The sequence below is a fragment of the Bacillus sp. MM2020_4 genome, assembly GCF_011250555.1.
Taxonomy (GTDB): domain Bacteria; phylum Bacillota; class Bacilli; order Bacillales; family Cytobacillaceae; genus Neobacillus.
On sequence record NZ_JAANMZ010000001.1, the window covers coordinates 181,195 to 193,314 of the forward strand.

General features: G+C 37.4%; 18 protein-coding genes. 14 read left to right on the forward strand and 4 right to left on the reverse strand.

The features are described from left to right. Position 1 precedes the first annotated feature (1 nt). The 3 genes from ctaF (at position 2) to G6554_RS00925 (ending at position 1,953) form a co-directional block, all read left to right on the forward strand. Complete coding sequence (ctaF, locus tag G6554_RS00915; protein ID WP_166237812.1) at positions 2–337, forward strand: cytochrome c oxidase subunit IVB; 336 nt, start codon at positions 2–4, stop codon at positions 335–337. A 136-nt stretch (positions 338–473) separates the two neighbouring features. Next, on the forward strand, positions 474–1,382 hold the full coding sequence (gene ctaG / locus G6554_RS00920; protein ID WP_166237814.1) for a cytochrome c oxidase assembly factor CtaG: 909 nt from the start codon (positions 474–476) through the stop codon (positions 1,380–1,382). A gap of 106 nt (positions 1,383–1,488) precedes the next feature. Next, positions 1,489–1,953, forward strand: a complete 465-nt coding sequence (locus tag G6554_RS00925) for a DUF420 domain-containing protein (protein ID WP_166237816.1) — start codon at positions 1,489–1,491, stop codon at positions 1,951–1,953. 48 nt (positions 1,954–2,001) lie between these two features. Here G6554_RS00925 and G6554_RS00930 read toward each other — a convergent pair whose 3' ends face one another. After that, a complete protein-coding gene (locus G6554_RS00930) occupies positions 2,002–2,361 on the reverse strand; it encodes a YugN family protein (RefSeq protein WP_166237818.1) in 360 nt (119 codons plus the stop codon). Positions 2,362–2,544: 183 nt separating this feature from the next. On the opposite strand from G6554_RS00930, the gene G6554_RS00935 reads away from it, so the two are divergent. Together G6554_RS00935 and G6554_RS00940 are read left to right on the forward strand one after the other, a co-directional pair. Then, a complete protein-coding gene (locus G6554_RS00935) occupies positions 2,545–2,979 on the forward strand; it encodes a CBS domain-containing protein (protein ID WP_166237821.1) in 435 nt (144 codons plus the stop codon). Between the two features lie 290 nt (positions 2,980–3,269). Continuing rightward, positions 3,270–4,232, forward strand: a complete 963-nt coding sequence (locus G6554_RS00940) for a CAP domain-containing protein (RefSeq protein WP_242637731.1) — start codon at positions 3,270–3,272, stop codon at positions 4,230–4,232. 5 nt (positions 4,233–4,237) lie between these two features. Here the strand turns inward: G6554_RS00940 and G6554_RS00945 are convergent, their stop codons facing one another. Next, on the reverse strand, positions 4,238–4,615 hold the full coding sequence (locus tag G6554_RS00945) for a hypothetical protein (RefSeq protein WP_166237825.1): 378 nt from the start codon (positions 4,613–4,615) through the stop codon (positions 4,238–4,240). A 21-nt stretch (positions 4,616–4,636) separates the two neighbouring features. Next, positions 4,637–5,119, reverse strand: a complete 483-nt coding sequence (locus G6554_RS00950) for a PaaI family thioesterase (protein WP_166237827.1) — start codon at positions 5,117–5,119, stop codon at positions 4,637–4,639. Positions 5,120–5,267: 148 nt separating this feature from the next. Here G6554_RS00950 and G6554_RS00955 point away from each other — a divergent pair, with 148 nt between their 5' ends. The 7 genes from G6554_RS00955 (at position 5,268) to coaD (ending at position 8,855) form a co-directional block, all read left to right on the forward strand. Further along, positions 5,268–5,672 (forward strand): YlbD family protein, encoded by a 405-nt coding sequence (locus G6554_RS00955; RefSeq protein ID WP_166237829.1) that lies wholly within the window; start codon positions 5,268–5,270, stop codon positions 5,670–5,672. 19 nt (positions 5,673–5,691) lie between these two features. Continuing rightward, positions 5,692–5,931 carry a YlbE-like family protein gene (locus G6554_RS00960; RefSeq protein ID WP_166237831.1) on the forward strand — a complete coding sequence of 80 codons (240 nt, stop codon included), beginning with the start codon at positions 5,692–5,694 and terminating at the stop codon, positions 5,929–5,931. A gap of 103 nt (positions 5,932–6,034) precedes the next feature. Further along, complete coding sequence (locus tag G6554_RS00965; RefSeq protein ID WP_481747887.1) at positions 6,035–6,481, forward strand: hypothetical protein; 447 nt, start codon at positions 6,035–6,037, stop codon at positions 6,479–6,481. A 61-nt stretch (positions 6,482–6,542) separates the two neighbouring features. Further along, complete coding sequence (locus G6554_RS00970; RefSeq protein WP_166237832.1) at positions 6,543–6,980, forward strand: YlbF family regulator; 438 nt, start codon at positions 6,543–6,545, stop codon at positions 6,978–6,980. 109 nt (positions 6,981–7,089) lie between these two features. Continuing rightward, positions 7,090–7,365 carry a YlbG family protein gene (locus G6554_RS00975; protein WP_166237833.1) on the forward strand — a complete coding sequence of 92 codons (276 nt, stop codon included), beginning with the start codon at positions 7,090–7,092 and terminating at the stop codon, positions 7,363–7,365. 435 nt (positions 7,366–7,800) lie between these two features. Then, a complete protein-coding gene (gene rsmD / locus G6554_RS00980) occupies positions 7,801–8,385 on the forward strand; it encodes a 16S rRNA (guanine(966)-N(2))-methyltransferase RsmD (RefSeq protein WP_166237834.1) in 585 nt (194 codons plus the stop codon). After that, positions 8,373–8,855: a pantetheine-phosphate adenylyltransferase gene (gene coaD / locus G6554_RS00985; protein WP_166237835.1), complete on the forward strand. Its 483-nt coding sequence runs from the start codon at positions 8,373–8,375 to the stop codon at positions 8,853–8,855. The genes rsmD and coaD overlap by 13 nt, the downstream gene beginning before the upstream one ends. Positions 8,856–8,872: 17 nt before the next feature. Here the strand turns inward: coaD and ylbJ are convergent, their stop codons facing one another. Then, positions 8,873–10,090, reverse strand: a complete 1,218-nt coding sequence (gene ylbJ, locus G6554_RS00990; protein WP_166237836.1) for a sporulation integral membrane protein YlbJ — start codon at positions 10,088–10,090, stop codon at positions 8,873–8,875. Between the two features lie 193 nt (positions 10,091–10,283). Here ylbJ and G6554_RS00995 point away from each other — a divergent pair, with 193 nt between their 5' ends. Together G6554_RS00995 and G6554_RS01000 are read left to right on the forward strand one after the other, a co-directional pair. Next, positions 10,284–11,069: a patatin-like phospholipase family protein gene (locus G6554_RS00995; RefSeq protein ID WP_166237837.1), complete on the forward strand. Its 786-nt coding sequence runs from the start codon at positions 10,284–10,286 to the stop codon at positions 11,067–11,069. Positions 11,070–11,071: 2 nt separating this feature from the next. Next, a complete protein-coding gene (locus G6554_RS01000) occupies positions 11,072–12,091 on the forward strand; it encodes a SepM family pheromone-processing serine protease (RefSeq protein WP_166237838.1) in 1,020 nt (339 codons plus the stop codon). Positions 12,092–12,120: the final 29 nt, after the last annotated feature.

A 12,120-nucleotide genomic window follows, 5' to 3' on the forward strand; every position in this document is an offset into this window, starting at 1 on the left:
CATGTCAAATCAGCCATTAAACTCAGGTAACCCAAGTGTAGATTTAGAATATCGCCGCAAGAAAAGTGCAGAGGAAATGCGCTATCAAATTATTTCCTTTGCCCTGATGATTTTCTTAACGCTAGTGGCTTTTGCATCAGTAGCAATCGAAGGATTTACTTCATGGTTTACAGTACCTTTTATCCTTCTACTAGCGGCAGTCCAGGTAGTTTTTCAATTATTTTACTTCATGCATATGAGTCATAAAGGGCATGAAGCTCCACAATTGTTTCTGTTTTCAGGAGTCTTTGTTGGATTTACTGCGATATTGACATTTCTTACCATTGTTTGGTGGTAAGGGAAAAGAAGAAAATCGGCGTTATGCCGATTTTCTTTTTAAGTATTATTGTGTAATTCAATTTTTTGCACTCACAATTTTCTCTGGCTATAATAGAGGCAAGGATTCTTTTACTAAAGATTGAGGTGATATCAAGGTGCTACCACTAGATATATTTGGATTTAAAGCCCTTTGGAGCCCGTACTTTTTACTAATCTTAGTTGCGTTGACTATTGGCTATTTTCTCATGACAATTCCATTTAGATCAAGGTTTCGTGATAGTGAACCATTGACGGTGAAACAAGCTGCGATGTTCTTGACAGGTATGATATTATTGTATGCCATTAAAGGTTCACCGCTCGATTTAATGGGCCATCTCATGTTTTATGTTCATGGGATTTCCATGGTTATTTTTGTATTATTGATCCCACCACTGTTTATTTTATCAATTCCACAGTGGCTTTGGAGAAGTGTAGTTGAGATTAAAATAATCAATTCTTTATTTCGGCTTTTTACGAAACCGGTTATTGGAATTCTTCTATTTAATGGTTTCTTTTCCTTTTACCACATTCCGATCATTTTTGATCACGTTATGCAAAATCGATTTTACCATGGCGGGTACTCGATTCTTTTATTCGTATTGGCCGTTTTTATGTGGTGGTCATTAATCAGCCCGCTTCCAGAATATCAGCCATTAAGCGGAATTAAAAAAGTTGCTTTTTTATTTGCCAATAGTATGTTAATCACACCGGCTTGCGCCTTGATTATTTTTTCGGATGTCTCCCTTTATGCAACCTATCACGACCCAAAAGTTTGGGGGCAGGTAATGAGTTTATGCGTCGGACCATCAGTATTTTCAAATTTGAACTTGAGTGGACCAGAGTTATTTAGTTCGATGTCACTGGTTGATGATCAACGTCTTGGTGGGGTTGTCATGAAGATTATTCAAGAAATCATTTATGCTGTTGTATTAGCCCAAGTATTTTTTGAATGGTACCGTAAAGATCAAGAAGATTCAGAACGCGAAATGAAAAAGCAAATGTTAAATCCTCATTTTGTTGAATAAACTCCCATTTCATATGGGGGTTTTTTTTGAAAACTTCTGTATTTATTGAAAAGGATAGGGAACTCCACTAAAATGAGGGTAGAATATGTAAAAAGAGAGGAACTATATGAATTCGTTACCGATTTTACCAACAATCAGTACCACCTTTATTGTTTTAAGCGGCCTAACTGTAGCGATTGGATGGTGGCAAATAAAACAAAGGAAAATTGAGGCCCACAAAAAGACTATGTTTATTGCTGGGGTTTTTGCACTTATCTTTTTTATTATTTATGCCTCACGAACGATTTTTATTGGGAACACTGCTTTTGGCGGACCGGAAGAGATGAAGATTTATTACACGTTATTTTTAGTCTTTCATATTACGCTAGCGACAATTGGGGCTTTATTTGGAATTGTCTCCATCCTGACCGGGTTTAAGAATAAATTATCCATCCATCGTAAGCTTGGTCCTATCACGAGTATCATTTGGTTTTTTTCAGCGATTACGGGTGTAGCTGTCTACCTATTGTTATATGTTTTTTATCATGGCGGTCAAACGACCTCGATGATCAAAGCGATTCTTGGTTTTTAACAAAATTAAATGAGGGTGCAAAGTCATGCACCCTCATTTAATCCGTAATTATAATGCAAACTTACTAACATCTTCTTTAACGGTTTCGAGAATCTTCTTGCATTGGTTTACTAGTGAGGCAGGGAAATTCTCACCTTCGCCGTATTCAACTCCGTGCGGATAATAATGTTTACCTAAAAATGGTGTCATTAATTGTATGGTTGCCTTGAACGTATCGACGTCCCCTTCAAGCGCATAACCTTGAACACGAAGGTAATATATGCCCTCTTTTAATTCAAACTTGCGATCGTATGTAACACGCTCGTAATCCCATTGTCCTGCCCGGACCAAACCATGTTCATGCATGACTTCGTCTAAGCGGTTTAATTCCGCTTTTAACTTTTCTAGTCCCGTATTCTCAAATTTCATTATTAACCCTCCTAAAACGATTGCCTTACCGATCTTCCCTATATTGGTAGTATAGCAATTATAGTTCATTTTAATAATAGTTGAAAATGTTTCAACTTGCAATGGATAGTTCACTCGAATAAATTATTCGCGGTTTGATAACCATAGTATTGATAATGAAATAATTTTCTGGAGGATCGTGACATGGAGGAAATTCGTGAGATTATGACTGATAATGTGGAGTGCTGTACATTATTAGATAATATGTATGAGGTTGCAGTAAAAATGAAGGAACTAAATGTTGGCGCTATTCCTATTGTTGACGAGGAAAAACTTGTTGGTATGATAACAGACAGAGATATTGTCATCAGAGGTGTTGCTGAAAAACATCCTGGTTCAACAAAAGTAGAAGATATTATGAGTAAAACACTTGTAACAGTAACTCCCGATACTTCTAGCAGGGATGCGGCAAAGTTGATGGCAGAGCATCAAATTCGAAGACTACCGGTGGAGGAAAATGGAAAGTTACTAGGAATTGTTTCACTCGGTGATTTTGCCATAAGCGAATTAACAGATGATCAAGCAAAAGAAGCGCTGACTGAAATATCTGAGCAAAACTATAATGGTGTTCAATACTAAATTTATTTACTTGAATGATAATATTTAACAACCAGCAGGTGCATAGTGTACCTGCTTTATTTATTATCAGACATTTTTGTTAATGATTATTACTATTCTGGATATTGGTGATATAATTAAATTACCCATACATAAAATAATAGAAATACTAAAAGAGAGGGTGAATGCCTCTGCGGACTCTTAGTAGAATTTTAATACTCTCAGTCGTTTTTTTAACGATTGGTTTTTATGTTAGCATAAATGAAAAAAATGATGATAATGTTTTGATCAAAGAGGATCCGACCTTGGAAATGAAACAATCATTGCCTCAAGGGCTTGAAAATCCTGAAGGGAATAAAGCCTCTTTCGATAAACCAAAAGAAGGGGTAGCATTATTGATTGGACAAGACGTTTCTGTCCTAGAAAAGGAATTTGGAACTCCTGACAGAATTGATGAATCATTGTATGGCTATCAATGGTATGTATATAAACAGAACTATAACCGGTATATACAGGTTGGGGTTGAAAGTAATCGGGTTGTGACTATTTTTGCAATTGGCGAAACGCTGGATGTTGCTCCCTTTGAAATTGGACAGCCAGTTGAGGAAATTTTTAATACACAATACTTTGATACAAATATTAATCTAGTGGTAAATGGAAATTCCTACCGATTTGAATTGAATGATAATGATTTAAATCTTCGACCGATGGTTAAATTAGGAGATCTTTATGTCCAGCTCTACATTGACAGGATTACCGGGAATTTATCAAGTGTGCGCTTTCTAAACGCTGAAACACTTATTAAACAACGTCCATATGAACTTGCTTATAGCGGGGAGTTACCACAGGTGGAAGGACCATCTGAGGAAGCGTGGAAGCTAATAGAAAATGGGGTGGCACAGGAAATATTTGATATCACCAATGTATTACGGGTAAGGAACAAATTAAAACCGTTAATCTGGGATGACGCAATCGCTGAAGCGGCCTATGGGCATAGTAAGGATATGGCAGAAAATGACGACTTTTCCCATACATCTAAAAAATTTGGTGATCTAACCAATCGATTAAAAGCAGCAAAAATAGCTTATCAGACTGCCGGAGAAAATATTGCCGCAAAATATACGGATGCCCCTGGAGTAGTTGAAGGTTGGCTCAACAGTAAAGGTCACAGAGATAAGTTATTAAATAAGGATTATTCCCATCTAGGTGTTGGGGTCTATCAAAAGTTTTATACGCAAGATTTTATTCAAAAAGCGAACAATGAAAAAAGGTGACGATGTCACCTTTTTTCATTGTTCGTGATTTTCTTCTTTTCGTAATGATTAAATAAAATGGTGCTGCCTTCCCAGCTTCCATAAACTCGAATGACATCACCGATGATGAAAGAATCAGCTTTGACGTTTTTCTTAATTGGAGTGATCATTTTTGCGTTGATTATTTTTGCTTCAGTTTGCAGTTTAAGTGTTTGTACAAAAATGTAGCGATGATAATAAAAGCGCTGTCTCTCCTCCACAATATCTTTAATTTCTCCTGTAATGACGGCCTCATGCGGGATATTACCAACATTAAGCCATTTCACATCCTGTTCTTTCATCTCTTTTCTTGTCAGCCAGTAAAAATACAGGCAAATGATAGGAATAACGATGGCGGTAACCATTTTGATTAAACGCCCCTTACATTATTTTTTAATGATAAAAAAGGTTCCTGTTGCATAGGCGATTTTTTTCCCATCACTACGGTATACCTCCCCGGAGATAACCATCGTTTTACTGCCTTGATGAATGATTTCGGCTTTGCAACGAAGTGAATCACCAATACCTGGTGCAATATAATGAATATTAAGCTGATTGGTTACTGCGGCAAATCCTTCCGGAAGCTGTTGATAAGCCATGACACCCATGGCCGAATCAAGAACGGTCGCTGTAATCCCGCCGTGGACAATACTAAGGTCATTATTAATAATTGGATTAATCGGAATAGTAATTTCGCAGGAATTTTGGTCAAAACTTCTTTCCATATGTAGAAGGCCATCAATAAAGGTATTCCTGTTTCGTTTAATTTTTCTTTGGACACCTTCTAATAGGGTGGCAATGGCCTGAAGGTCTGTTTCTGATCCGGTTTCGAGACATGTTTCTAATAATCGACGCAATTCGTCTTTCATACTACTACCTCTTTCACTACATTATCTTCTGACATCTTACCACTTAGAAAGATAATAATAAATCATTTCACTCAGATTTGATGTTTCACATTTCATCTTTTCCTACATATTGTATTATTGGCGATTATTATGGGCTGAGGTGAGAAACATGACGCAAAAAAAATTGCACCCTTCCGTGCTCAAATTCAAAGAATTTGTCAAAAGTAATCCGAAAATCATTAAAGAGGTTCGGGATGGGAAGGCGACCTGGCAAGAGCTATATGAGGATTGGTATTTATTAGGGGAAGAGGATCAACGCTGGGAAGTGATAGGTACTGAAAAAAGCACTGACACTGAACCAAATAAAGAATCCAAGGGAGATTGGATGGCAAATATTATGGGGATGGTCAAAAAGATGGACCCAAATCAGATGCAAAATCATATTAATAATTTAAGTCAGGCATTAGGGGCAATCCAGGGTGTTATTTCCCAATTCCAAGGTGGAAATTCTGCCCCGGGATCAAGTAAGCCACCGGAGGGGCCGAAGCATCCTTTTGGATTTCGAAAAGACTAATGGAGGGGAATAATAAATTATGCGAAGAGATGTACTAGATTATATAGAACGCCAGAAGGACCTAAAGCAATTTGTTCGGGAGCAGCCACAATGGTATCGAAAACTATCAAGAAATCCCTATGATTTACAGTCGCTTGAAATTGCCTCCTTACATTATTATAAAAAGACTATTCCTGATCAAGTCGAAAAGTTTTCTAATAGTGTTCAAATGGCCTCCATGATGTATCATATGTTTCAAGCAATGAAGACTCAAGGGTGACAAAAGACCACATTCATTTTATATGTGGCTCTTTTTTTTGCGATTAGAATACGACTAAAAAGGTAAATGGAGGCGAACAATACCTAAATAAGGAGTGATAAGGTTGAAGATGATTATACGATTTTATATTCTACTAATCCTGCTATCGGGAATTGTTTCTGGATGCCAAAAAGATTTGCCAAAACCAGAAACAAAACCAAAAGTTATCTCTATTGACCGGTCGAGTCATTCAGATGTCAATTTAATCCCTGTTTATAATCAAAATTCAAGGGAGATTCCATCATTATTTGTACAGCATAAGATAAAAGGAAATCAACTTTTAGTTGAATGCATTGTTAATGGAATTAGTTTCAGGGAATCCGACCATTCTCGGAAAAAGACTGGGAAAATGGTTGTTTGGGTTGATGGGAAAAGGAATACTGAGGTAACTTCAGCAGCGTTTATTATTAAGGGCCTTTCTCCTGGGGAACATAAAGTAAAACTTGAAGTGGTAAAACTTACAAATGAACCTTACGGATTAGCAAAAGAATTTATGGTAAATATCCCTTGATAGGTAGAATATTTAGCATTCCATATACTTTCATGGTAAAATGGCATTGGAGGTGGGCACAGTGCTTGCTACTATTGAAAGAATTGAATTATTGGAAAATGCAGAAGGTTTAGCTAAGATGGTATTAGAGTCCGATATTGCGGAACAATACCAAATATGTTTATATAAAATGCAACATAACAAAGAAACACAAAGAAAGATAAAACAATTTGCCAACCTTAAGGAACTTTATGAAGAGGTTCAACGCTTCGGAAAATATCATCCTGATTATAAAAAGGTCATGATGAAAATTCGTGAGTATAAACGGGAAATGGATTTAGATCCTCTCGTTGCCGAGTTCAAGGTGGCTGAAAATGAATTACAAGATCTTTTAGATCAAATCAGCAGACTGGTCGGAAATGCAGTATCAGAACACATCAAGGTACCGAGTGGGAACCCATTTTTTGATAATGGCCACGGGAGCGGTTGTGGCACTGGCGGCAGCTGTGGGTGCGGATGAAAAAAATCAGCTTCCTAACTAGCTGATTTTTTTTATTATGAATTGAAAAGGGTTGTTTTAATGTGCTAGACTAATGTAAAATGATGGTTTTGCTGAAGGGGAAAAAAGTATGTTTGTTCAGAGACAGGGATTAGTTGTTTGGCTATATTCTTTAAAACAAGCTAAGATGTTAAGACGATTTGGAAATGTTCATTTTGTGTCTAAAAAGCTTAAATATGTTGTCTTATATTGTAATCAAGAAGAGATAGAGGGAATAATGGAAAAGTTAAATTCTTTTTCATTTGTTAAGAAAGTAGAACCTTCATATAAGCCATTTTTAAGAATGGAGTATGAAAATTCAGCCCCGGATAAGGCAAAGGAATATGACTATAAAATGGGAATTTAAATAGGTGAGGGGATTTTGGAACCCTCACCTATTAATTTGGGTATTGGTTATAAAAAAAACCCTGCAGAATTTTCTGCAGGGTCCTTCTACATCCTAATTAAAGGATAGAAGGCAAAGGGAGAGGAGAAACCGGAGGAAGAACTTATGGGGAAACGTAAGTCTTCTCCGCGGTTGGCAACAACATCCTCGAATTGATGTTGTTACTTACATTATTTCCACTACGCAAAAGGTTATACGTCTATTTAATAATTTTTCCATCCGGGCTGTTTTTGCTAACCAGGTATCATGATAAAAAGAAATGCTAGAACGGATTGTCTACTTTTTATAAATTATGATAGGATGGTAAAAAAAGCATAAGGCGCCTGTTTATTAGCGCCGAAGGCTGGACATTTCTCAAAGTCCAATATAATTCTGTTAAAATGTGGTGATAGGTCCATGAGAGTAGTTTCGGGTATTTGTAAGGGGAGACCTCTTAAAGCTGTTCCAGGAAATACAACTCGTCCGACGACGGATAAAGTGAAAGAAGCCTTATTTAATATGATTGGTCCTTATTTTGATGGGGGGATAGGGTTGGATTTATTTGCAGGCAGCGGTGGGTTAGGCTTAGAAGCTCTGAGCAGGGGATTAGAGAAGGTCATTTTTATTGACCGTGAGGCAAGAGCAATTCAAGTGATCCATGATAATATTAAAGCTTGTAAATTTGAGGAGAAATCCGAAGTTTTTCGTAATGATGCTGATAGGGCCTTAAAAGCTCTAGTAAAAAGGGAAGTCTGTTTTGATTACATATTTTTAGATCCGCCATACAAAAAACAGCAGCTTGTTCATTTAATGGAAAAGATGGATCAACAAGACTTGGTACAAACAGGTGGGATTATTGTTTGTGAGCATAGCTTTGATGTGGAATTGCCACAAACGGTTGGAAGATTCACAGAAATAAAACATGAAGTGTATGGAATGATTGCTGTGACGATTTATTCGCGAAATGCAGAAAGTAAGGGGGAATTAGGTTGGTTGGAATAGCCGTCTGTCCAGGGAGTTTTGATCCAATTACATATGGCCATTTAGATATCATTAGAAGAGGTGCAAAAGTATTCGATATGGTCTATGTGAGTGTGATGAATAATTCATCAAAAAATCCATTATTCAGCGTTGAGGAGCGAATTAATCTAATAAAAGCAGTAACTAAAGATCTTTCAAATGTAAAGGTTGATGAACATTCTGGTTTATTAGTTGATTACGCTAAAGAGGTTAAGGCAAATGCGATTTTACGAGGCTTACGAGCGGTTTCGGACTTTGAGTATGAAATGCAAATTACCTCGATGAACAGGGTGTTAAATGACGATATCGAAACCTTTTTTATCATGACAAACAACCAATATTCTTTCTTAAGCTCAAGTATTGTAAAAGAAGTAGCGAAGTATAATGGCGATATTTCCTCACTTGTTCCACCTATTGTGGAAAAAGAACTTCACAAAAAGTTTAAACTGTAAAAGAGCTGGGCACGTGCCTAGCTCTTTTTTAACCTGGTAAACAAGATTAGGATATACAAAAACAAAGAACAGATGGTTATGAGCGGTCCCATCTCCATGATTTTATGATAAAAATGGTTCGTCCATGAACCTTCTTCGAAAAACCAACCAACTGGCAATGCGTTTGATGGCTGTTCTTTGTTAGTAAAATGTACATAAATTGGTTTCCACAGAATAAGTGCAAAAAAACTGGCGAAAATACCATGGAAAATTCTCGCAATAAAAAAGGGTTTAAATCTAATATCTGTTTGGGCAAGGATACTGGCGACCTGTGCTTGGACACTAAAACCGCTAAAAGCTAAAATAAAACTGACGATCACTGCCTGTTGAAGAAGTGTTGCAGTTCCAACATGGCTGGTCAGGTCACTTCCCAGTGTTATTTCAAATAGCCCAGATATTAGCGGGATACTTAATTTTTCCGGAAATGATAAAAATGCTAGGACAATTTCCACGAACCTACCAAGTGCTGCCGTTATATGTAAATGATAAAGAAGTTTATTTACTACTGAAAACACTATAATGAATCCGCCCACCATTAATAAGGTTTGAATCGAAGAATTGACAGCATCGCCAAGAAGTTTCCCTATTGGTCGATTATCTTTTAATCTAGTTTGATGTAAGGCAGATAAAGCTGCTTTTATTTTGAATTTTTTCCCTTTTTCAGTGGTTTTGTCCGGAGATTCATTTCCATAAAAACGCATGATAATCCCAACGGAGATATTCCCCAAATAATGGGCTAATGCCAGGAGAATTCCTAAATTAGGATTATGAAAGAATCCCACTGATACAGCCCCAAAGATAAATAACGGATTTGAGGAATTGGTAAAGGAAACAAGCCTTTCTGCCTCAATTTGGGTTAATTGCCCTTCTTGGCGTAATCTTGCGGTAAACTTCGCTCCTGCCGGAAATCCGGAGGCCATGCCCATTGCTAATACAAACCCGCCCACGCCGGGAACTTTAAAAAGAGGTCTCATGAAGGGTTCTAGTATAACACCAATGAACTTAACTACACCAAAGCCTATCAACATCTCGGAGACAATAAAAAAAGGCAAGAGGGAAGGAAAGACAATTTTCCACCACATATTAAGGCCGCGGATCGAGGCTTCAAACGATACTTGTGGAAAGGAAATTAGCGAAGCCGCTAAAATCGTGACAGAAACAGAAAGAACGATTGTTTTTAATTTTGACCGAAACAATGAAGGGACCTCCTTCGGACAGATTGCTATAACTGTGCAATTCAATATTATCAATGCTAAAATAGAGAGTATTCTAAAAGTGAAAAACGCCAACCCTTGTCCCTATTTAATTCAAATATACTCATAGAACATGAATTTAGACCATAAGATTGAACGAGATTTCTATTCAGTAATTATTAGGAGGTCAAGCGATATGGAGCACCCAAAAATAGGCTTGGCACTTGGTTCCGGTGGTGCGCGCGGGTTTGCTCATTTAGGTGTCATAATGGCATTGACTGAAGCAGGAATTCCGATTCATTTGATTGCTGGCAGCAGTATGGGTGCGCTTGTGGCCGGCTTTTACGGTGCTGGGATTGATTTGGATCGGTTATATAAACTATCAACCGCTTTTAAAAGGAAATACTTTTTAGATTTTACTGTTCCTAAAATGGGGTTAATCTCCGGTAAAAAAATCAAAGAGTTTATCAGGGTTTTTACCCACGGGAAAAATATTGAAGATCTAACTTTACCAATCAGCATTGTGGCAACTGATTTATTGACAGGAGAAAAAGTCATTTTTAAAAAGGGGCCAGTTGCAGAAGCGGTACGAGCAAGTATCTCCATCCCTGGTATTTTTGTGCCGGAAAAATATAATGGAAGAATGTTAGTGGATGGCGGGGTAACAGACCGTGTTCCTATTTCAGTTGCCAAAGAAATGGGGGCGGATATTGTCATCGCGGTGGATGTTTCGCGAGTGAAACGGAATGCTGAAATAACCACCATTTACGATGTCATTATGCAGAGCATTGATATTATGCAAACAGAAATCATCAACAATCGAGAAAATTCTGCAGATGTGATGATCCGTCCTCCTGTTGAAATGTATAGCTCACGGGCCTTTACACATCATGAGGAAATCATTAATGCCGGAAGGGAAGAAACAAAAAAGCATATACGGCAAATTGAAACCGTTATTGAACAATGGAAGGGTGAGCACTAGCCATGCGTAAAAAAATTTATTTAGGATCTTTACTATTAATAGCTCTTATTCTTATAGGCGGAATGTATTATTCCTTGCCATACTATGTATCAAAACCAGGAATGGCTAAAGAACTAGCGCCCATCATTTCGGTTGAGGAAGGCTACAAGGATGAAGGGAATTTCATGTTGACAACGGTTAGAATGGGTAGAGCCAATATTTATTCCTATTTAGAAGCAAAGCTGCGAAAATATGAAGAAATTTATCCTTTAGAAATGATATTATACAAAAAGGAAACCGAGGAAGAATACAATGCTAGACAGCTCCATCTAATGGCAGGTTCGAAATTAAATGCTATTGAGGTTGCCTACCGTAAAGCGGGATTGCCTGTTCAATATAAATATAAAGGTATTTATGTTGTCCAGGTGGTTCCGGGAATGCCTGCGGAAGGAAAACTTCATGCAGGTGATCGAATTTATAAAGTAGATGGACATCAATTTCCTTCTTCAGAGAAATTTATTGATTATGTTGGTCAAAAACGTGTCGGGGATAAGGTCACGCTAACATATTCAAGAAATAAAAAAACACAGACAGCCATCTTAAGTCTACAGCCATTTAAAGAAGATCCTACAAAAATAGGTATTGGTATTTCATTAGTGGACGATAAAGAAATTTTGGTTGAGCCTAAGGTAAAGGTAAAGACGGATGAAATTGGCGGACCGTCTGCCGGATTAATGTTTTCTTTGGAAATATATAACCAATTAACAAGTGAAGACTTAACTAAAGGGTACCAAATAGCCGGAACAGGGACGATTGACGGGGCGGGAAATGTAGGGCCTATCGGTGGGATAGAACAAAAGATTGTTGCGGCTGACAAGGCGGGTGCGGAAATTTTCTTAGCTCCAAATGAAAAAGGGGCAAAAAAATCAAACTACAAGGATGCATTAAAAACAGCAAACGAAATTAACACGAAAATGAAAATAGTACCAATTGATACATTTGATGAGGCCGTTCAATATCTAGAACAACTACCTAAGAAATAGAAAAAGATGATGCATAGCGCATCATCTTT